We start from the raw sequence: 22,269 nt of genomic DNA on the forward strand, positions 1-22,269 counted from the left end.
GTCAAAAATTACACTATTAGCAAAGGAGTTAGCAAATCTTCTTGTTGAGTAATGGCAATTGTAGGTTTATCCCATTTTATTTCAAACAGTTCTACAGTGTGTTTAGAAACTTCTTCATGCTTCAATGCCGAAAACAACATCTGCAAATAATCGGTTTCGTTGTCAGAATAATCATCAAGTTTAGGCTGTATATAAATAGCTTTTTTTTTCTCAATGATCCAGTCGACTCCTACGAAATAAGAATTGGCAATTGCGTGGGTTTTTGTTTCGTTATCGGAATAAATACGAAAGCAATCTATTTTTTCATTTCTGGACTTTCGGTAAAACTGTTTAGAATAATCTTCATTGAAAGATAAATCGCCTTCAAAATTATATTCTCTTTTTAAAGCTCGTCCATTGTAATGCTCATAAATACGGGAGATCATAAATTTTGAATTTCAGCTAAAGCACTTTCACTTAATATACCATCTTTAACGTATTCATTTAACAGCGGTATTATCTCAAATTCTAATTTTAATTCCAATTGTTTTTCAGTTTCTGCTATAAAATAACTATGTCCCAGCTGTACCTCTTTTGCTTTAAAGTCTGACTGTAAATAAATAGTTTTCGTTTCATCTTCGTTAAACAAATCTGAAACCTTACTAAATAATGATTTCGCTTTTGCATTTACTGCAGAATCTTTTACCACATTATCTATCGCATCTGAGGTTGGAGGAACGTCCACGAAAGCAAAACGCCTCTTAATAGCATAATCAATATGTCCGACACTTCGATCTGCGGTATTCATTGTTCCTATAATATAAAGATTATCAGGCAAAAGAATTAGTCGATCTGACTCCTCTTCATTTTCGGAGATATCATAGACACTTTCCACAGAAGCTTCTTTTTTATTGTCTTTCTCATGATTATAACGATATTCTAGTGCATAAATTAATTCTCCTAAAACAGAAGGTAAATTTGCCCTGTTAATTTCATCAATAATTAAGATGTATTTTCCTTTGGGATTGTCAAATGCTTCATCAGCAAACTCTGCTAAAATTCTATTTTCAACTTTATAACAGACATCTCCATTTTCGTTAGTTTTTGCAGAAATACCCCTTACAAAATCTTCGTAACTGTATGCAGGATGAAACTGTATAATTTTATATTTTCCTTCAACGATTAACTCGTTGTTTTCTACCTTAACTTCATTTTTTATACTAAAATTATTGAACAGGAATTGCATGAATTCATTGTTAGTGATATTCGCATCAAATTTTTCTTTTTTTTCTAAAAAAATCTCTTGCAATCTTACATTTTTCTGAATGTAATTTTGTCCTTCAGTTTTTTCTCCCAAAAGCTTCAAAACATTCGTTAAGGGCTTTTCATTATTAATTGGAAAGTATTTATCGGGAAAGTAAGAATTTAGAACTTTTAAAACGAAACCTTTACCAATGGGATATTCAACTCCATATGTATAGCTTTCATTGATAATATTATTTAGTAAGTCAGCCAGCCATTTTATTCATGGCCTCTTCATCATCTTCAATATTTTTAAGAAAACCGCTCTTTACATATTTTTGTTCATCGCTTTTCCAATAAATTTTTCCTTTATCTGCTTGACCATTGTACTGACCTGTTTCCGTTAATACATACTCTAACCAGTAACAAAAACCGTCTTTGTCATCAGTTCCCAAAGCATAGTTTTCTAAGGGTAAATTTTTAAGTTCTTCTTTTTTAAATTTTTGTTGAAAATCGTTTAACGAATTTTTTATTTTAGCACGTAGTTCTAATCTTGACTCATCAGGTTTATAGGTTTTGAAATAATTGTCAATAAAATCAATTGGACTTTCTACTTTATTAACTTTCGTCATTTCTTCCCCGATCATTTTAGCCATTCTGGTTTTACCAGTTCCCGGTGGACCTTGAAGTATGATTTGTTTTTTATATTCGAGTAAGTCTATTTTATCTTGCATGGCTTTATTTTCTTTATGTTTTTGCTGCTCTATCTTTAGTATTTTAAATAAATCTGTTTCATCATCAATATTCAAAATCTTTTTTAATGAAAAATTTTCTTCAAGAGGTTTTACAGTTCCATATTGACTACCTCCCAAAGTTGCATTTTTCATCCCATAAATCTCAGGGCCTGTACCAGGTTCTGAACTGTTGTGAAAAAACCAATGCTTTACAGGTGCAAATAAATTCCATTCATCATCAGAAGATTTTATAATATCTAATGCTTCCCCATAAGCAACAAACTGTCCCCTATACTTCAGTAAAAGAATGTCATTTATTTTAATATTTTGATAATGACCTTTTTGTGGAGTATTCTCGTGAAGAATAAAAGCTTTGTTTTCAATGATTTTAGAAAGGTTTTTTTCATCATAACCTTTACCTTCTTCGCCCACACTACAGGAGTAAAATTTTCTCATTTTTATTTTTAAATAAACTTATTCGCCTTAGCTACATCAATAATATATTCTTCTATCCAATCAAGATTAGTGGAAACTAAAAATACTAATACCATTCTAGTAAATTCTTTATTAGGCTTTAGCATTAAAACAAGATTTGAACAACTTACATCAAAATTTTCTTTTGCCAAATTATAAGCTACTTGATTGACTCCATTATTTTCATTCAATGCTTTCCAGTTTAACTCAGCCGAGTTATAATAATTTTTAGCAACCTCAAATATTCTTGATCTAGCATTTTTTAATTTATTAATTTTTAAAGCATAAATCTTAATAGATATTCTTGCTCTTATATGTTCTAATGAATTTATATCTGGGTTTGATTCTTTGGGCTCAACTCCATCATAAGTAATTAATTCAACATCTTCTTTTACACAAGGATCCAAAAACATTGGCTTCTCATTTCTCCATGAATTGTCTAATTCTTTAGCAACTTTACTGCCTGATTCTAAAGGAAAATAATTTCCTTTATATTGATTAGGTTTTCCACCAGCCAATCTAAAATTCCCTAATTCAAAAGATAGCCACCAATAACCATTATTGTCTGTAGCTATTCTTTCTTCAATATATGGATCTTTATTTTTTATTAAATAAATTTTCTTTTTTGGCCTAAAATGTTCTATGTGAAAATCTGACAGAGTTGAATATGCTTCAGTGAACCAGCATTTATTATGACTTAATCTTTCAAATCCTCTCTTATATTTCGTCCATATTTGATTGTCTGGTACATCCAAATATGCTTTTTTTTCTGCAATGGAAACTTTAGAAATCATTTCTGACAATTTCTTTTGCGATACTATTTTTAAACTTTTAGGATTATAACCTTCAACATTAATGTATCTCATAATTATAATCCATTATCATTCAATTTTTTCATGATTTGTTTTGCTATTTCTTCTCTTTCCCTTATTTCTGATCGACTTATTTCTGTTTGTTTATAAACATCCAAATCTTCGATTGCCATAATAAAATCTTTGTATAGTGGATCTGCAAAAGGTTTATTGTAATCAATATCCATTAGATGGTAACTTAACTTTGTTAATTTTTCGTTTTCAATGTCACTTAGTTCTCCTTTTTCTTTTTTAATCAATAATTTTCTTCTCTCAATAAAATCATTTAATGTCTCACTATCAAGAGTAGAATTCAACCCAAATATTTCACTAGTTAATATTGCATCTACACCCATTCCTCTAAGATCTTTATCTGGCTTATAGGTTCTTTCCAAACCATTATTTGGTTTGTTAAATACAATTACATTCTCTTTAGACAATCCTGAAAGTAAAACAGGATCATGCGTTGTCATTATTATCTGTGATTTAAAACGGTCAGTTATTTTTTTAAAGGTTTTGGTGTATTCATATTTCCATTGTGGATTAAAATGAGTTTCTGGCTCATCAAAAAGAAATAAAGAGGACTCATCTTTATACATTAATAAAGTCCCTATCACATGAATAAACTGATGTTCGCCGTCTGAAAGGCTTTTGTAGTTAATTGGATAATTTAAATTACTTTTTCTAACGTTAACCTCCGCAATCTGGAACAGTTTGTCTTTTGGACTAAAATCCGAAATATCATAATTATTATATATTTCAATGTCTGAAGCAAGTAATAGGTCAATACTAATCTTATCAACAAAATTCAGATTCAAATAACCGAGTCGTTTAAATAAAGTATATAACCCTGCAGCATCTCCAAAGTTATTTTGTAATTCAATCTTTAAATTTTCTATATCAGTATATCCAAGCACTGTAACATTTGGCTTTTTTTGATATTTATAATTCGATCTACTCTCAAAGAAAGTGAGGAATTTATCTATGTCGACATCTATTGGTAAAGCACCTTTTTTACTTTGGTTTCTATTGATAATTAATTCAAAACTTTCTATCTCTTCAATCGAAATAGTTTCTTTTAAAACGTCGGCTTCATTATCTTTTGCCATTAAAAAATTTGAAAGTAGTATGTTGTAATTTTCTTCGTAATCAACATATTTCAATCTACTATATTCAACATTTTCCCGATATGTTTCTTTAAACTCTTGTAATAAAGTGTTGTAATATCTAAATTTAATTTTAGAAAAGGGAATGCTTAATAACTCATTTTGACCTGAAGAATACCCTACAATTCTTTTTGGCATAAAAGATTGAAAATCTGTACCAATTATCTTTTCAACTCCATTTAAATAATAATAAAATGTTGGCTTAACATCATTAAGCTTAGCAATTTTAACATGAATAAAATCTTCTTTACCACTAATATCCAAATCCGTTGCAATAGATCTCATATCATATGCAATTGGTAATAAATATTCAATTTCAAAACTATTGATAAGTGGACTATCGGAGTGACTATTTACATATCTTAAAAAGGTTTGATCCAAATAACTGAAAATTTCTGCCAAAGCTTCCAAAACATTAGATTTCCCAGAACCATTTACTCCTACCAAACAAATAGGCTCATCTATATTTTCATAAAGATTATCATCACCCTCTCTAAAAATTAACTTAAAGCCAGCTGGTAAACTTCTAAAATGATGATTTATTTGTAAACGTAATAACTTCATCTAACTACTATTTTATTTTCAATTCTCCCTTAAACGCCTGTTGGCTCAAAACACCATACATATTTTCCAACTCAACCAAACTCTTTTGATACTCCGCTTTTAAAGTTTCTACTTTTTCTACTACTGTGGCAAATCGGTTTTGAAGTTCTATTGGCGGGACATTGATTGGTAATTGATTAATCTTAGTTAGTGTTAACCTTTTAATTGCACCTCCGGCCATACCTTTAAGTATTCGAGTTTTTACAATATCATTATTTAACCATGAATTTAGATATTCAGCATTTAATATTTTACAATTTACTTTAAGTAATGCTAAACTTGACAGCATACTAAATTCAAAATCATACCGATTTATTGCAGAATATCCAGTTGTAGCTCCATCTTTAATGTACAAAATATCTCCTTTTTTCGGACTACATCTTTTATATATTTCTTTGTGATCCTCTTCTGAAATAAACCATGGTTTTGCCCAAAAATCAATTTTATTTTCTCTAACATGTTTCGCAGTAATATATGGAATTCCTACATCAACTATTGGAGGTGAAAAGTGTGTTCCATCAGTTATTTTAATGCAAACATCTTTTAATTTTTTAACTACCCATCCTTTTTCATTCTTTACCGGATCCCCAAACATATCCAAAAAACTACTCTTCAACAATTCATCCAACATCAAGATACTTTCTTTACGTTGGGTTATTAAAGTATCGGCTTTAGTTATAATTTCAACAATATTAATTTGTTTATCAATTGATATTCTTGGTATATCAATTTTTTTTATCTGATCTGTTGTTAAATTTTGGAAAATTGCTCCAACAGCATTCTTTCTATTTACAAGTTTAAAATAATTTAAAAAACAAAATAAATAAGATTTTAAAATTTCACTTTCATCCAAATTTCTTAATCCAACAAATCCATCATGAATACAAGCGTCTACAGCTAAAATACAAGGTCTTCCAGGATCACCACTTACCGCAATAACTACATCTCCTTTTTTCATTGGACGACTTTTTTTGGCGCCTTCTTCTGTCAAAGAATCTATTGTCGGAGTTACATATTTTCCATCCCTTGTTACATCAGCAATCATTAGCCTAGGAATATTTCCACCAAAATATCTTGAGTCACCTTGCGGTCTTGGACTACTCCCACGAACTACATCACATAAATCCCCTAACTTCATTATACCAATTCTTTTAATTCAATAATACCTTTAATAATATTTTCTTCAATTCTTTCTAATCGATTAAAAATCTTTGTTGGTGTTTCATAAGTTATTTCTTCATGGACTTCACGTTTGTATTTGCTCAAACTCAAATCATAACCATTTTCCGCAATTTCTTGCTTTGTAATAGAAAAATAGTGACTTTCTCTTTCTTCCTCAGTACTAGCAACCGAACTACGATTATAATATTGTGTTACAATATCTTGCAAATCACTTTTTCCATTTTTTCTACGCTTATCATCTAAATCATAACCATCGTGCTGCATTTCATAAAACCATACATTACTAGTTTCACTGCCTTTTGTAAATAATAAAATAGCGGTACTTACACCTGCATACGGCTTAAAAACACCGCTTGGCATGGTAATAACTGCTTTCAACTCGCTTTTATCTACCATTATTTTTCGCGCTTCTACAAAAGCTTTTCCACTTCCAAACAAAACTCCTTGTGGCACAACAACAGTTGCTGTTCCACCCATTTTTAACATCGTGTAAATGCGTTCTATAAAAAGCAACTCGGTTTTAGTAGTTCCTAATTTTAAACTTTCATTAATATCACCTTTATCAATATTTCCGGTAAATGGCGGATTAGCAAGAACAATATCAAATTGTGCATCTTCATTATAGGATTTACTCAAGGTATCTTTATAATCAATATTCGGTTGATCGATACCGTGCATCATCAAGTTCATCAAACCCAAACGTACCATTGTAGTATCTATATCATATCCAAATAACGATTCTTCTACAATATTTTTTAAGTTTTCATTTAAGGTTGCTGAAACGGTAGCTCGCAAAAAACCATCTTCATCGGGTTGTAAAGCATCTGGATTTTCTTTTTTAACCAAATCCGTTAAAATATATTGATATGCACCAAGTAAGAACCCGCCTGTTCCACAAGCAGGATCTGCAATACGCTGTCCTAATTGTGGCTTTACCAAGTCGTTTATTAATTTTATAATGTGACGCGGTGTTCTAAACTGTCCGTTTTTACCAGCGCTTGCAATTTCTCCCAACAGCATTTCGTACACATCACCTTGTATATCTTGAAAAGCTTGCCCACCAATTGACGAATCTTTTTCTATCTCTACAAAAATCTCTTCAATAATTTTAATGGCTTCTACCAATAACGAAGGTTTAGGCATGATGAAAACAGCATTGTTCATCGCGTGTGTAAACTTCGAACCGCCTTCAAACTGCTTTAAAAATGGAAAAACTTTAGTTTGTACATGCAACAACATTGGTTCAGCAGGCATTCTTTTAAAATTTCTCCAACGCAAATCTTGTTTATCTACTTCAGTATCACTTCCCGGAACTTGGAAGAATCCGACAAATTTTGAAGTATAAGATTCTCCAGTAAATTCTGCATCGCGTTCTCGTTTGGCTTCTAAATCATCCATTTGCTTCATAAAGAGCAAATATGTAATCTGTTCGATTGCCGTTAATGGATTACTGATTCCTCCACTCCAGAAGTTATTCCAGAGGCGATCAATTAATGATTTTAATATAGCATTGTTATGTAACATATTAAGCTGCTAATAATTTATTTGTAAGGTTTATAATTTCTTCTATTTCGTTGGGTTTAAATATACCACGAATTCCTTCAGGATGTAACATGGTAAAGGGAGATTCAATTAAGTTTCGTTTATTGAGTTCACCTTTTTCGATGATGAATTTTTTGAGTAAATCTAAAAACTGCAACTGTCTTGCAGTTAAATAAGTATGTGCTTTTACAAATTCAGAAAAAGCATTGGAGACGGTTTCCGGAAATGATTCTAAAATCTGAATTCCTAAAATATGTTTAATAAACTGGACGAGTTGTGCTTTGCGATGGGAATAAACCCTTCGCAATAAATCGACAGTGATATGTGGATGTTCGTCATGTAAAACTTCGGCAAGACTTGCTGCTTCTTCAGTAGTTATTTCTTGTCCTTGTTTTAATTTTTGAAGAATTGGATTTTCTGATACAAGATCGTTCACAGTTTGCTCTACCAATTCACGGTATTTCGCAATACTTAAAGCTTCATGTTGTGGGCCAAATTCTACATATTCTTTTGCATAAACTTCATCTTTGAAATTATATTTTGCAGTTCCAAGTGGCATAACTGCTTCTCTAAATTTCATCAAAGGTGATAACTTCACAATTAGTTCATCAAATCCTTCTTCAGTAATGGTAGCCCAATAATTGTTTGTTTGGGATTTTCTTATGAGTTCACTTTCTTTCGCAATAATGCTTACTGTTGTAGGTAATTCACTTATCTCTTCTATAATGCTTTCTTTTAACGCTTCAAACTTTTCGTTCTCTTTACACAAATGTGCTAAGGAAACTTCTAGGACGTCTTTTTCAAAACGCATAGCTTTAAAATCTACATTAGAAACGGTCCTCAATAAGGGTTTTATAACGGAATGTAAAAATGCAAGTTTATCAGAGGTAAGGAGATTCCAAAAATTTACATCTTCCAGCCGTTGTAATTCTGATTGTGCATCAAGAATCACAATAGATTTTGTTGGTAAAGACACTATTTGTTTTCTCAATTTTGTAATTTCATTAGTTACAATGAAACTGTTTTGTAATTTTTGTGCTTTCTCAATTTTATCCAATCGAATTCCAAACAAACGAACTGGTAAAGGTATAGAAGAATTAATTTCTTTTCCTTTTGGATTAATTTTGAAATACTCAAAATTATCCCAACAGTCTAAAATCAAAAAGTTATCTTTTTGTGTGCACCAAGGTTTTATTTTTTTAGGTTCTAGCAAACGCGTTCCTCTACCTATCATTTGCCAGAAACGAGTATAGGAATAAACTGGCTTTGCAAAAACAAGATTTACTAATTCACGGACATCTATTCCTGTATCTAGCATTCCTACACTTATTGCAATACGAGGCATATCATTATTGGTAAATTGACTTAACAAACCATTTTTACCATATGCTCTTGGGTCATCACTTGTAATAACTTTTGCAAGCTCGCCATGATATTCTGGATAAAAAGCGTCGAACAATTCTTCCATCCGCCTTGCATGCTTGATGGTTGTACAAAAGAATATGGTTTTTCCAGGCAAAACACCATTTGGGTCTTTTATAGATTCTTCCATAAATTCCCTAATGATTAAAGCATTAGTTCCTTTATTGGTCACCGATTTTTCTAAGTCTGTTCCTTCAAAGTTGATTTCAGCAACTTCTTTACCTTCTAAAATTAAGTTTTTTTGATCTTCTAAAGAAATGGTTCTTTTACTGATTCCTTCTTCTTGAAACTTGGTTTTAATTTTCATTACTTGAAAATTGCTCAAATAAGGCGGAATATTATTTACTGCTTCTTCGTAGGAATAGGCAAATGTTGGAATTCCTTCTTCACAGTCAAAGAGTTTAAATGTGTTATGGTCAATTACATCGGTTGGTGTAGCAGTCAATCCTAATGTTATTGTATTAAAATAATCAAGAATTTCACCATAAGTATTATAAATACTACGATGACTTTCATCAACTACAATCAAATCAAAAAAATGAGGGCTTAAGGAAGTATCTTCATCCCTAATTATATTTAACATTGTAGGGTATGTAGAAACATACATCCTTCTATCTTTTGCTATTGATTTTTCACCAATTTTTGGCCATCTAGGCTCGTTTGGTAAATGTTCTTTAAAAGCTTCTAAAGTTTGGTCTCGTAATGCAATTCTATCTACTAAAAACAAAACACGTTCTGCCCAACCAGCACGCATTAATGCATCTACTAATGCAATACAAGTCCTAGTCTTACCCGTACCTGTCGCCATCACTAATAAAAACTTTTTCTTACGTTTTTCAATAGCTTCCATTACAGAACGTATCGCAGCGATCTGATAATCGCGTCCAGCAATTGATATGTCAATAAGTTCACTTGCAAGTGGTTTTCTGGATTTTCGAATATATATATAGCGCTCTAAATCATCACGGGTTGGAAAACCGTGTACTTTTTTTGGTGGATAATTTCCTAAATCCCAAAAGTAAATATCATGACCATTTGTAAAAAAGCAGAATGGTAATTCGCCCCCTCTTTGATTTTGAATATTTTGACAGTATTGTTTCGCTTGTTCTTTACCAATATTAGCATCAACTAAAGATTTTTTTGCTTCGACAACTGCTAATGGTTTACCATCTTTTCCCAATAAAACATAATCACTATATTGACGACCGGCGTACGGTGTGGAAGCTTCTTTAACCATACTTGAGTCAACAATTATATCAAACTCTTCTACTACCTGAGTAGAATCATTGACATCCCACCCTGCATGTTTGAGTCGGCTATCAATTATCTCTTTTCGTGTATGCTTTTCGTTTTTCACTATATTTAGATGTAGTAGATTACTTACTGCTCGTCAAAATACGTAAAAATAATTTCTTTTCAAAAAAACTTTATTTTAAAAAGTAATTTATTAGATGATAATATGTCAGAATTTGAATTATAAATTAAATAGATTTTACAAATTTTAGAAAATGCTACTATAAAGTGTATATTTGTTATGACCATACCTCTTTTATATGCTTTTTACAAAAATAACTGATAACTCTGAATGCTCCTGTTTAACTGAATCTTATGTGGATTTAAGCAACACATTTGCTAGAAGAGTTAGGAAGGCTCCTGATATGAAAGAGGGAGATTTTAAAAATCATTACGAAAGAGATCAACATCCAATTTCGGTCGAGTGTGAAGATATATGTGGATACCATGGTGTCTCCGTCGAAATTTGGAATGATGCCAGTTCAAGTACTTTACTAGAGAAGTATCAGGCTACAGCTAATTACAGTCCCAAATATAAAAATAATATTTCCGTTTTTAAATTTAAAAATGATGCTGGTGTGGTAAAATATACACCAAATCAAGAAGTATATAATGAATTTCATTACGACTTTTTTAAAGAAGATACATTCATAGTTGACCGTTTAGAATTAGTTAAAATGATACCTTTAATCCCAACTAAAAATGCTTAACTTAATAGGTGCCCTAAAAAACTCAGAATTGCCAGTTATAACTAGCAATTACACCGTTTTGCACTTTGATGAATACCCCATTTTATTTACAGGAACAAATAAATTCGGAAATAAAATTATAGGGTCTTTTTGTGACGAAGATGACGACAAAAACTCTCTGATATATTTTATCGTAATCGTAAGTGAGAAAGATTATGGATATTTCTACAAGAAAAAATTATCTTATAGAGATTTGATTCTTAATACTAAAGAAATATTTGTGTTAGAGAAGACTTTTAATAATACAATAATTAATTCGTACTTGTTACCAACATCAGAAATTCCAACAGATTATATCCCGTTAGAGAATTCCTTTATTCCTGAAAAATTTATTGTTGCTGAAACTCTAAATTACTCTTTCAGTTTAAAAGGAAAATTAGCTGATTTGCATAGGGGATTGGTGAATGATATTAATAGCATGAATTTAAAAATATATGATTATTTAAATGAGGCTTCAAAAACATTAGCTGTATTTGGAATTTCATCAAGAATTCTTTCACAACCTTCACAAGTAGGGAGTTATAGGCTTAATTTTGATATAGATATTATTCCAAATCCGCAGTTAGCTTTTTTTGAAGCAAAAAAAGAAAAAGTAACTGATTTTTTAAATCTGTACTTAAATTACATCTCTTATAAATTGCCTCAAGAAAAAAATAATTTTTTAAATGGCAACGTAGATGAGTCTGAAAATTTTTCAGTCGTTAAAGATAGTTTCTTTGAAATATTTCAGAGCTCAAATCAGGAACCTGACCCAAAATCAGCTGATGTCCTTATTGACGGAATTAATACTACGGCAGAAAAGTTATCCGATATTAGTGAATTTTTAAAATCGAACGAAAGCTTTGATACACTTGAAGTCGGTGTAGTGGATTATAAAGACCAATTTTTCAGCAATGGAATCATAGATCGTGATTACAAGAATATTGTAGAAACTAAGCTTTTATATAGTGAATCAATTGCAAATGATATCAAAGTTGTAACAGATGAAACGCCTAAAGAATATAGAATACTTGTTTTTAGTATAAATAGTGAATCAGGAAAAGGGTTAGCAAGATTATACACTGATTCATCTGAAAATTTCAGTAGAATTAGATTAGCAATCAATAGGAACAATAAAGATTTAACTCACACAATATTCACTAAAAGTTTAAATGAGGATAAAGTTGTAACCGTGTCAGGTATTGCGACAATTGTTGATGGTATTTATAAAAAACTTGAATGCTACTTATAAAAAAGCTATCTCAACACTAAAATAGTTTTTAAAGAAAATAATTGATTTCTAAAATCAATTGCTCTAAACATACAAAAATTCTTCGTTTTAATACATACCATCTAAAATATTTTATCTAGCATGTGTAAACTAGGTATTATTACCTTTAATTATACGGGCGTTTTAGATAATATTTTTATATCGTATTGACTTAATGCAAGGTATTTTAAATCTTAGATTTTTTTAATCTATTCAATCTCAAGTTATACCAATTCATTCTTTATTAAATATATATAAAATTCTAACTTCATTTGAACTTTATTCCTCAATTTTATATTCTGCAATATCAAGATCGAAATCATATAATTCTTTTGGATGTACTCCTAATGCAATAGCAAACTTTGAGATTGTTTTTAGTGTTAAATTAATTTTACCTGACTCATATTTACTTATATCAGCACTATCAATTCCAGTTATCAATCCTAAGGTTTCTTGAGTTAAAGCTTTTTGTTTTCTAATTACTTTAATTCTTTTTCCAATACCAACTGTAAGATCCTTCAAAATGTCCATCGTAGCTTTATTTAAAAGCAAAATGCAATAAAATCATAAAATTTCTATTGGGATATATCCCAAGTATTAAATATTTTGTTATATTTGCAATACAAGTTACAAGAGTGTAATTTTGCAATAGTTCAAAGAAATATAGAAGCTATTGCTTAGATTCTCGCATTAGAAAACTGGTAATTTTATGTGTACGAGAAGATAAGTAAATGTGCCCACGACTTCGGCGTGGGCTCACTTATCGTACACGGGTATACCAGTGCCTCTAATGCTATAAGTTGAGTTCCACGCCTTTTATTTTTGGCAAGATGTAGTGAGATAGTGTTTTAATGATGCAGTGAATTCATATAAAAATCTAAGCAGTTCCTTCCAGCAATAATTTTGCTTAAACACGCTGCTTATGAAAACAACAAACTCTTTATTCCGAAAAATGAGCAATCTTCAGTTGTACGAACTGCTGAAAAAAGGCAATCCGACCGCTCTGGAACATATTCATCTGCGTTACAAGAGACTTCTTTTCTGGGTTGGATGGCAGGTACTTAAGGATGAGTTTGTAGTGGAGACTATTGTTCAGGATACATTCCTTAAATTGTGGCTACACCGCGACACCATTGAGACCCCGAATCATATTACTGGATTTTTACGGTTTGTTATGAAAAGAGATTGTATATCGTATGTTTCTTCTCCAAGAAATAAATTCCATCGCTTAATTGCCTCTCTTGAAAGTTTTGAGAATTATCAGGATTATCTAGCAGGTTATGACCCGCTAAAAGATAAAGAGTATCTTCTCAGTCAGGAATCCGATCAGAAAAATTTCGATGAAGTTAAAAAAGTGTTAAACGTATTGGATCCCAAAAGAAAACACCTGATTGAACTTTGCTTAGAATATGGCTTTCAGCACAAACCAATCGCAGAAGCAATGGGAAGCAGCGTGAAAGACATCAGCAATGAGGTGAGCAGAGCTATTAATGACCTTCGGAAAATTCTTAACAGAAGTTCTTTTGAAAAGCCACAGGAAAAAGCTTTCGATAACAATGAGCAGTCAGAAAAACTCAGTAGTCAACAACTCGATATTTTGAAAAGAAGGTTTGAGCAGAAATCTTCATTTGCAGTTATCGCCCAAGAACTCAAATTATCTGAAAAAGAAGTCCATCGGGAATTTCTGTATGCATTTCAACATCTGCAAAATCAAAACACTTCTGAAATACTTCTTTGAAATGGAAAAATCCACGATTACACTTACTAGAAGAATTCAGCTGCTGATCGATCTTCCTGCAAATGAACAAAAAGAGATGTGGGAAAAACTCTATCGATATCAAAACCGCTGTTTCAGAGCGGCTAATTTTATCGTTTCCCATTTGTATGTTCAGGAAATGATCAAGGATTTTTTTTACCTCACCGAAGAAATACAATACAAGCTTGCTGATGAAAGCAAAGATGAAATGGGAATATTTACCCGTTCGAAAACAAACACAACTGCACGGCTAGTCTCCAACCGTTTTAAAGGAGAAATTCCTACCGATATTCTGGGAAGCCTGAACAATACGATTCAATCAACCTTTTCTAAAAACAAAGCCGACTATTGGCAGGGAACAAAATCTTTGAGGAACTTTAAAAAAGACATTCCAATTCCGCTTCCAGTAAAATGCATCAGCAAAATGAAGTATGATCCTGAAAAGAAAGCGTTTTGCTTCAATATGTTTGCTATTCCTGTTAAAACTTATTTAGGGAAAGACTTCTCTGATAAGCGAATGATAATGGAACGTCTATTAAGAAAAGAGATAAAGCTTTGCACGTCGCAAATCCAGCTGAAAGCCGGAAAAATCTATTGGCTGGCAGTATTTGAATTTGAAAAAGAAGAGCATCTTTTAAAACCAGAAATTATTGCAGAAGCTTCCCTGTCTTTGGAACATCCGATAGTGGTAAAAGCCAACAATATGCGAATCAATATTGGCTCAAAAGAGGAGTTTTTATACCGCAGGTTGGCGATTCAGGCAAGTCAAAAAAGGATTCAAGACGGTATCGCCTATGCCCGTTCAGATAATGGAGTCAAACGCAAACAAAAGGCATTGCATAAAACAGAGAATCTGGAAAGCCGTTATGTAAGCCATCGGCTTCATTTGTATAGCCGGAAGCTTATTGATTTCTGCATCCAGCAGCAGGCAGGCACATTGATTCTAAAAAACCAGGAAGACAAAATCGGCATTGCAAAAGAACAGGAATTTGTGCTTCGCAATTGGAGTTATTATGAATTGCAGACCAAAATAAGATACAAAGCCGAAAAGGCAGGTATCGAATTGATCATTGGATAGCTAAAAAAGATAACGAGGGTGCTTGTAAACCCGTAGGGTGAGGTCATGAACACTCACTAAATACTGAAGAGTATATACAACGGCGTGGGCTTCTTTTTTCTTAAAAACGAGGTTAGTGACAATTTAATTAAAAAGTTATAATATCACAAATACTGATATTCAATCATTTAAAAATGGATGGTAAAAATATGGTATTAATTAAAAGATATAATATTATTAACGACAAACAAACAAATGTATAATTTGATATGATAAAAATAATCTAAAATTACTTTATATTACATTACAGACTTATGCATCATTAATATATAAGATTATTACTAAAGAAACCCATTTTTTCTAATTACACGATTTCGTGGAATACCTTATATTCCAAAAATCCGAGAATTGGATAAATCAACAGAATTTTTGTGAATGTCAAAATATTTATATGAATATATTTGATTAATTTTTAATCAATTTAAATTTTTATAATTTCAAAATTCTAAAATGCTTCTTTTAGTCGCCAAGTCATCTCCATTGATTCCTGCCATCCTGAATTTGAAAAATGATCCAATACTGAAATTAAATTATTAAAATTATCCTTTTTATATAACAGTTCTTTATGATCCGTAATAACTAAATCAGTTAACTTCATGATCTCCTTTAGAGTTATGTAATCGTACGTAAAGCCAGACTTGGATGCACAAAAGACAACACTATTCGAAAAATCCAAAATATCTTCGGGATCAAATTCAAATACGAAATTAAGCATCTTCATAAGATAATAACCAGTGTGAGCTACCATATATCCAGATTCTATATTTAAAGACTGTTCGATAATATGCGCTATCAATGGTTTAATTTTTTTATAGAACGCCAGCATGTTATTTTCAGTAACAGAAATACCTTTGTTTTCACCTTTCCCTTGATCTACTATAAAGTACAAATGCTGAATCATATAATCAATGGTTGTAAGGTCTTCAAAATTATAATCAGGCTCTAATTGCTTTTTATCGATTTGTTCAAATTTATAAGTTATTAATTCTACAAGGATATTAAAAAACTCTTCGTGTTTTTTAATATCATTAGAATAGTCATTTTTTTCAAGGTGAGGATCAATGAACTTCATGATTTCAAATATGACACTTTTACAAAATTCCGTTGTATGTATATTTTCACTGATTAATATTCTAGCTTTAGAACTATTACTGTACATAATTAATCTTAATATGATCACAACTAATACCTTCCATATTTCTGAAGCTATTTTATTATCATAATTATTTAACTTTGAGATAAATAAAAAGGTTACATCTTCAACGTTATTTTGATCCTCTTTCAATATTTCTATAGGTAAGAATGCCAAAAGGATCTCATAAAAGCATCTGCCATCAAATTCAGCTTCACCTCGTCTTCGAATAATATTCCAGTAATCATTTTTACGACCGTTCCAAAAATATTTGAGTCCTTTAAGCGCATAATGCCTTACAATTGAATCATTATCAAACATCAATGATAAAACGACATCTTCAATATCCTTTTCTTTAAAAGCATACATTATCCTAACTAGTGTAGATATAGAAGCATTCCTTGCATTAGGACCATATCCCTTAATAATTTGATTCAAATCACTATGTTCATATTCAGCTTTATAATAGTCAGTATCATAAATATATTGTAATGCTATTTTTTTAATTAATCGGTATTCTTCCTCACTTAGTTGCTGCCCAAGTCTTGAAAATATCCCTACAAACCTTGCAATTTCTTGTTCCGCATTTTTCTTTTTATACTCGCTCCAATTAGTACTATCTGAAAACAGTTTTTCTAGATAGCTCATTATATTACTATAATCATCTTTCGATGGCAGCTTATTTACATTACCGAATCGGTTATTAAAAGATTCAATCTCCTCAATTTTTTTATATGTTGCAGCCTCTTCCTCATTATTTAAATCCAATCCCGCCATTTGTGCTTTTTCTTCTCTAGATGGATAAGAAACATCTGCAAGTGTATTGCCCTCATAAACTAGTGGTTTATTTGGAGCAATGATGTTCTCGGAAAGTATTTCTATAGTATCTTTTGTAACTGCTTGTCCAATAGGTATGCAATTTAAAACCTGACTTACTCTTTTTTTAGAAATACGGGGATTTTCAATATATTCAGCATTTGACAAAAGTGAAATAATGGCTTTTTCTATTTTCACTTTTTGAGTATTAGTAAAGTTTGTCCATGTTGCCCCAATCAATTCTCCTGATTCATAAAGTAACTCATCAAACAAATAGATTTCGTTTTTGCTTAGTAGTTGAAAAGCAATTATATTGATTTTATCAGGGGACATTTTTAGTACTTGAAATAATCTTCGCCATAACATTGCATTCTTCAACCATGGCATGAGTTTATTAATTTGATTTATTCCCTCTTTAAATGCATCTGCATTACTTAGATTTTCTCTTATCCTATCTAATATTTTATTAATATACGATGTTGGTCCTTTAACGTCATCGTAATCATATCGAGAGTAATCTGAGTAGATTTCTAAATTCTGTTGTCCAATTCTGAATTTAGCTTTTTTATAAAACTTTTCATTTTCAACGCTGTTAACATTATTATAAATCTCAATTCCCAACTTCATAGAAAATTCAAAGTCCACTTTTAAAAGTTCTTTAAACTTTTCTTCCAATATATAATGAACTCTTCCATAATCCTGTCTCCGATTACTTTGAAGAGTTAAAACCACTCCGTTTCCAAAACTTGTTTTTTTATCACTTAATTCTGTGTGAAAATAAAGTGATTTATAAATATGAGCAGCCATCTCTTTGTCATGACTGTGAATCAACAAAATATTATCCGCCAATTCAGTGAAATAGCTGATAGGGAAATCACTTTCAGTTAGCAATGACAGTATATTGCTAAAAATCTCTTTTGCCTTTTTAATATTAAATGGTAAAGTTTTACATATATTTTCAATCGATCTAATACCTCCATTATTATCAAAAACAATCTTATTTTGGACCTGTTTTCTGCTTTGCCATACAAAATCGAAGCAATTGCAGCTTGCATCAGAAAGAATACTGATAGATGATAAATTATTAGTTAAAGAAAATTGTTCTATACTTTTTTCAATAAGCACAGTGGTTTCCCATAGATTTACTTTATGCAGATTGGAAGAAATTCTTAATAATAAATCGATGTCTTTTTCTCTAACATTTCCTTTAGTTAAAAATCTAATACCTTCAAGCAGTTTTTTTATTATTTCTCCTTTTTTATCAAAATCTTTTTCATTAAAAAGGACGTCTAGCTCTTCAATCGAATTATATGAATTAACCAGCACATAAATCAATGTGGTTTGATGGAGTAATCTAAATAAAGGAGTGTTTTCTTTTATTATTCTGAAATAGTGAGTCCAAAAAATTTTATTCTCCTCTTTATATAATTTAGTGTAAAAATAAATGAAGCTCTGCCTAAAGATAAATGGTATTTTCTCATTCTTAGAAACAAATTCTATCTGCTTTTCAGCATTCGTATTTAACAAGTATTTAGAAATTGCAAAATCTAAGAGTATATGATGGGTAAAAGAAATCTTTTGATTTAAAATAGTAACTTCTTCTAAAACACCAGAACTTACAAGTTCGTTAAAGACAATGAAATTTCGCTCATTTACTATTGCATATTTATCACAAGATAAACTTGAGCTATTTGTAAGCTCTAAAGTTAATTTCCTTATTAACAGATCTTTATCTAAGCTGTCTTCAATTATATTAACCCAAAAAATGTTCAATAGTTGTTCTTCACTTTCAATTGCTAAAAATGTGTTTATCTTATCTTCATTTTCAGTTAGAATTCTATAGAACAACCTCAAAAAATAGGGAATTTTAAATAACCTTTTTAATTCGTTATTACACTTATTTAAAATTCCTTCAAAGCCAGGAGTTGAGCTAAATACTTCTTCAACTTCTTTTTCTGACAACTCTGGTATTGAAAAATTTCTGCTTGAAACTTGATTGGTGATTTCACCGTCTGGAAAGAGTTCAAGGAGTTTCCTTGATTTTGTAGCATCATAAGTTCTAACACTAACTATTATACGCCAATCTCTAAGCTCTTCTATCGATTTTTTTATCAATTTTAATACATTACTCTTAAGCTTTTCATCCTTGGCAGTATCATAAGCATCAAAAATTAATATCGGATAATTATCTTCTGATCCCAAATTTGACAGTACACTTAACCATTCTTTATCTATTTTGAGTTCTTTTCCAATTTCTTCATTATCTCCCTCTGTTAAATCATTAATCCTTATAATGAAGCAGGGTATATTTTGATCTCTACAATATCTTTGTAGTTCTTCTAATATAAAACTTTTACCATATCCTGGGCCACCAATTAGTAAACCGTTATCTTTTTGTGCAAAACCAAATAATTGAGAAATTAGTTCGATTCTATTGATATAAATTTTTGATGTAATATCTTTGATTTTCTGTACTGGTAATCTATCTATAGATAAGGCATCAGTTGAGTGGGTAGATGAAGATTTATATGGTATGGGTAAAATCATTTCTTCAAGAAGATCATTAATTGTCTTCAATCTCCCAGGGTCTTTACATTCGTAAAAAATAATATTTAATAGATTAGTTAAATCATATGCTTCATAGACAACACCATCTAACTTTTTAGATTCAAGAATATCTGAATTAATTTTTTTGGAGATAAAGATAACTATAAAGCGATCATCATCTCTACCAATATTTTTAAACGATTCTATACTACGATCATATTTTGATTTAAATTTTTTATTCGACGTAATTTGTATATAAATGTTTTTTGATTTTGAAATTAGATCATAGCCTGTTTGATTTTTCTTTTCAGAGTTAGCATTGATTAAATTCCAGTCAAATACTAAGTTTAGTATATTTTTAAATAAATTTTCTGAGAAAATTGCATAGTCACCTAATCCTAATGAATTAGTATATTCTAGATGATCGGCGTAACTGAATAAATATTTTCTAATATTATGAAAGTAATCTGGAGAACTCATGTATTGAATTGGCTTATCTAGTTATGAAGGCGGTGTTTCTTTGAAAATAATAACAGGTTTAGTTCTTAGAAAAATATTGTAAAGCTCATCCGAATTACAACTTCCTAAATTCTTTTGTCTTGTACAAATTTTAATAAATCATGCACATTGGGACTTATATAATACTTGTTTAACTTTAGTATTTTAAACTCAGAATCTTAAATCTGTTTTTCAATATTTTCAAAATATGGATGTTCAATTGTAAACATCCTCTCGGTATCTTCTGATGTAATATTAAAATCAGGATAAGGATCCTCATCATTCAAAAATCTTGCAAAATCATGAATGGTGTAGCATTTAAATGGACTGTTATACATATAAATTGTCGGAGCATTGATTACAAAAATACCGACAACTTCAAAATGATTTAGGTCAATATCAATAGGATCATTTTTCCTGAACTTAAAATGGTTTTGAATAACATCTACATTTTTTTCTGCCCAGTCTACTTTTCTTTGTAACTGTTTCTCATACTTTTCTTTGAAATTACTGTAGTCCCTTTTCCAATTATTATAATCAAATCTGGATCGATTGTGCTTACATTCTGAAACATAGATCTTCCTATTATTTAAATCAAGAAAAAGAATATCAATATCACCAATCGTATTGTCGATATTTATAAATTGATTCTTAATAGTCTGAAAGCTCTTAATATCAATTTCGTATGGAAACTTTTTTGATTCAATGATATTCGCTACAGGGTCCTGAAGAACTTTATCGTGAGTATTATCAACCTTTTCAATAAATTTCTTCAGATCATTATTAATTTTCCATTCCGGTGGGAAAATTCCAAATGGAAAGCAATTTGTTGAGAGCTGTGAAAGACTTTCCATCCATTTGTTAGCCCCGACTATGTGATATTGCTTGTCATCAATATTATATTCCAGAATAGGTCGATACATATGTCTGTATATATCTTGGTTCTTATAGAAACACTCTTCAATACTCAAAGCATTATGTTTTGTAATTGTCAGACCGGTATAGAAACTATCTAGAAATGTATGATCCACGCTAGTGTTAGCTTTAATATTTTTAATTATTTCAGGGAAAAGCGTGATGCCTAAACGGTTCTCAGGCTTTTGTAAATTTACTGCAACAAAATAGCATAGATCATCGTATTTAATAGAATACTTATCCTCGACTAAAGCTTTGAAATAATGAATACAGTCTGATATAGCAACTTCTGAATTATGTTTTGGTAAATCATTAAAAATGTAAGAGAATAGTACTGGATACGGTTGATAAGTCAAAAAAGCAATTTCCTTATCTTGCTCCTCATATTTAATTCCTATTGCCTTCGGAAACAATTGAGCTCTTGCTAAAAATTCGCTGGAAATGAATGCCCACTCACCAATATAGATTAACTCTTCAAGAAATGTACAATATTCTAATGTGTATTCTTTCATCTCCATAAAAAAATTAGGAGCTCCCTTAAGATCATATTTCGTAGACTGCTCCAGTATAATTTTTAGGATACGTCGAGATCCTGCAAACTTTTCTTCATTTATACTTAGTTGATAACCTTCAATTTGTTTCTGATGAAGATCAATTGAATCTTCATGTATATTATGGCAGAATAAATAAAATGAAAATCTATTTTCACTTTGAATTTTTTCTTCCAATTTTTCACAGAAAAAAGTAAAACTGAATTTCAGAATTTCGCTTACCGTTTTAGTGTCAATGATTTCAACTTCTGTTTGGAAGAATTTTTCTTTTAAAAGGTAAGAAAGCTCTTTCCAATAAACATCCTTGTATTTATCATCAGAAATGATAATTCTTTTACCTTCAATATTATAACCAGGCATTTTCAATAGTTTTTTTTAGTTATTAGGGATTCTAAAAATAAGAAAAAAGACTTCTTGTGTGACAATGAAAATCTATTAAAATTAAAGCCAA

General features: G+C 30.6%; 14 protein-coding genes and 1 pseudogene. 4 read left to right on the forward strand and 11 right to left on the reverse strand.

The window, feature by feature from the left end; translation table 11 throughout:
* Positions 1-8: 8 nt before the first annotated feature.
* From IX38_RS21920 to IX38_RS10280, 8 genes and pseudogenes are all read right to left on the reverse strand, one after another.
* Positions 9-425, reverse strand: a complete 417-nt coding sequence (locus IX38_RS21920) for a hypothetical protein (protein ID WP_051884609.1) — start codon at positions 423-425, stop codon at positions 9-11.
* A pseudogene (locus IX38_RS21925) lies at positions 422-1,177 on the reverse strand (AAA family ATPase); the annotation flags it as partial. The gene IX38_RS21920 and the pseudogene IX38_RS21925, both read right to left, overlap by 4 nt.
* Positions 1,178-1,487: 310 nt before the next feature.
* Positions 1,488-2,411, reverse strand: a complete 924-nt coding sequence (locus IX38_RS23395) for an nSTAND3 domain-containing NTPase (protein WP_034704515.1) — start codon at positions 2,409-2,411, stop codon at positions 1,488-1,490.
* Positions 2,412-2,419: 8 nt separating this feature from the next.
* Positions 2,420-3,295: an HNH endonuclease family protein gene (locus IX38_RS10260; protein ID WP_034704517.1), complete on the reverse strand. Its 876-nt coding sequence runs from the start codon at positions 3,293-3,295 to the stop codon at positions 2,420-2,422.
* Between the two features lie 2 nt (positions 3,296-3,297).
* Positions 3,298-5,010 (reverse strand): restriction system-associated AAA family ATPase, encoded by a 1,713-nt coding sequence (locus tag IX38_RS10265; RefSeq protein WP_034704519.1) that lies wholly within the window; start codon positions 5,008-5,010, stop codon positions 3,298-3,300.
* Between the two features lie 7 nt (positions 5,011-5,017).
* Positions 5,018-6,187: a restriction endonuclease subunit S gene (locus IX38_RS10270; protein WP_051884613.1), complete on the reverse strand. Its 1,170-nt coding sequence runs from the start codon at positions 6,185-6,187 to the stop codon at positions 5,018-5,020.
* Positions 6,187-7,755 (reverse strand): type I restriction-modification system subunit M, encoded by a 1,569-nt coding sequence (locus tag IX38_RS10275; protein ID WP_034704521.1) that lies wholly within the window; start codon positions 7,753-7,755, stop codon positions 6,187-6,189. The genes IX38_RS10270 and IX38_RS10275 overlap by 1 nt, the downstream gene beginning before the upstream one ends.
* Position 7,756: 1 nt before the next feature.
* On the reverse strand, positions 7,757-10,552 hold the full coding sequence (locus IX38_RS10280) for a type I restriction endonuclease subunit R (protein WP_034704523.1): 2,796 nt from the start codon (positions 10,550-10,552) through the stop codon (positions 7,757-7,759).
* A gap of 196 nt (positions 10,553-10,748) precedes the next feature.
* Between IX38_RS10280 and IX38_RS10285 the strand changes: the two genes are divergently transcribed.
* Both IX38_RS10285 and IX38_RS10290 read left to right on the forward strand, forming a co-directional pair.
* A complete protein-coding gene (locus IX38_RS10285) occupies positions 10,749-11,198 on the forward strand; it encodes a hypothetical protein (RefSeq protein ID WP_034704524.1) in 450 nt (149 codons plus the stop codon).
* On the forward strand, positions 11,191-12,468 hold the full coding sequence (locus IX38_RS10290) for a hypothetical protein (RefSeq protein WP_034704525.1): 1,278 nt from the start codon (positions 11,191-11,193) through the stop codon (positions 12,466-12,468). The genes IX38_RS10285 and IX38_RS10290 overlap by 8 nt, the downstream gene beginning before the upstream one ends.
* 297 nt (positions 12,469-12,765) lie before the next feature.
* Here IX38_RS10290 and IX38_RS10295 read toward each other — a convergent pair whose 3' ends face one another.
* The gene (locus IX38_RS10295; protein WP_034704526.1) at positions 12,766-13,017 is read right to left on the reverse strand and encodes a helix-turn-helix domain-containing protein; all 252 of its coding nucleotides are present in this window, start codon (positions 13,015-13,017) and stop codon (positions 12,766-12,768) included.
* 391 nt (positions 13,018-13,408) lie between these two features.
* Between IX38_RS10295 and IX38_RS10300 the strand changes: the two genes are divergently transcribed.
* Complete coding sequence (locus IX38_RS10300; RefSeq protein ID WP_051884617.1) at positions 13,409-14,224, forward strand: RNA polymerase sigma factor; 816 nt, start codon at positions 13,409-13,411, stop codon at positions 14,222-14,224.
* A gap of 1 nt (position 14,225) precedes the next feature.
* Positions 14,226-15,320, forward strand: a complete 1,095-nt coding sequence (locus tag IX38_RS10305; protein WP_034704787.1) for a hypothetical protein — start codon at positions 14,226-14,228, stop codon at positions 15,318-15,320.
* A gap of 484 nt (positions 15,321-15,804) precedes the next feature.
* Here the strand turns inward: IX38_RS10305 and IX38_RS10310 are convergent, their stop codons facing one another.
* Positions 15,805-20,334, reverse strand: a complete 4,530-nt coding sequence (locus IX38_RS10310) for an SMEK domain-containing protein (protein ID WP_034704528.1) — start codon at positions 20,332-20,334, stop codon at positions 15,805-15,807.
* Positions 20,335-20,531: 197 nt separating this feature from the next.
* Positions 20,532-22,178 carry a hypothetical protein gene (locus tag IX38_RS10315; RefSeq protein WP_034704530.1) on the reverse strand — a complete coding sequence of 549 codons (1,647 nt, stop codon included), beginning with the start codon at positions 22,176-22,178 and terminating at the stop codon, positions 20,532-20,534.
* Positions 22,179-22,269 lie beyond the last annotated feature (91 nt).

It is taken from the genome of Chryseobacterium luteum, assembly GCF_000737785.1.
Lineage (GTDB): Bacteria > Bacteroidota > Bacteroidia > Flavobacteriales > Weeksellaceae > Chryseobacterium > Chryseobacterium luteum.

What these genes read in the sequence shown, in the direction of transcription:
- IX38_RS21920 (WP_051884609.1), bottom strand. Translation starts at nt 425, where the DNA reads ATGATCTCCCGTATTTATGAGCATTACAATGGACGAGCTTTAAAAAGA.
- IX38_RS23395 (WP_034704515.1), bottom strand. Translation starts at nt 2,411, where the DNA reads ATGAGAAAATTTTACTCCTGTAGTGTGGGCGAAGAAGGTAAAGGTTAT.
- IX38_RS10260 (WP_034704517.1), bottom strand. Translation starts at nt 3,295, where the DNA reads ATGAGATACATTAATGTTGAAGGTTATAATCCTAAAAGTTTAAAAATA.
- IX38_RS10265 (WP_034704519.1), bottom strand. Translation starts at nt 5,010, where the DNA reads ATGAAGTTATTACGTTTACAAATAAATCATCATTTTAGAAGTTTACCA.
- IX38_RS10270 (WP_051884613.1), bottom strand. Translation starts at nt 6,187, where the DNA reads ATGAAGTTAGGGGATTTATGTGATGTAGTTCGTGGGAGTAGTCCAAGA.
- IX38_RS10275 (WP_034704521.1), bottom strand. Translation starts at nt 7,755, where the DNA reads ATGTTACATAACAATGCTATATTAAAATCATTAATTGATCGCCTCTGG.
- IX38_RS10285 (WP_034704524.1), top strand. Translation starts at nt 10,749, where the DNA reads ATGCTTTTTACAAAAATAACTGATAACTCTGAATGCTCCTGTTTAACT.
- IX38_RS10290 (WP_034704525.1), top strand. Translation starts at nt 11,191, where the DNA reads ATGCTTAACTTAATAGGTGCCCTAAAAAACTCAGAATTGCCAGTTATA.
- IX38_RS10295 (WP_034704526.1), bottom strand. Translation starts at nt 13,017, where the DNA reads ATGGACATTTTGAAGGATCTTACAGTTGGTATTGGAAAAAGAATTAAA.
- IX38_RS10300 (WP_051884617.1), top strand. Translation starts at nt 13,409, where the DNA reads ATGAAAACAACAAACTCTTTATTCCGAAAAATGAGCAATCTTCAGTTG.
- IX38_RS10305 (WP_034704787.1), top strand. Translation starts at nt 14,226, where the DNA reads ATGGAAAAATCCACGATTACACTTACTAGAAGAATTCAGCTGCTGATC.
- IX38_RS10310 (WP_034704528.1), bottom strand. Translation starts at nt 20,334, where the DNA reads ATGAGTTCTCCAGATTACTTTCATAATATTAGAAAATATTTATTCAGT.
- IX38_RS10315 (WP_034704530.1), bottom strand. Translation starts at nt 22,178, where the DNA reads ATGCCTGGTTATAATATTGAAGGTAAAAGAATTATCATTTCTGATGAT.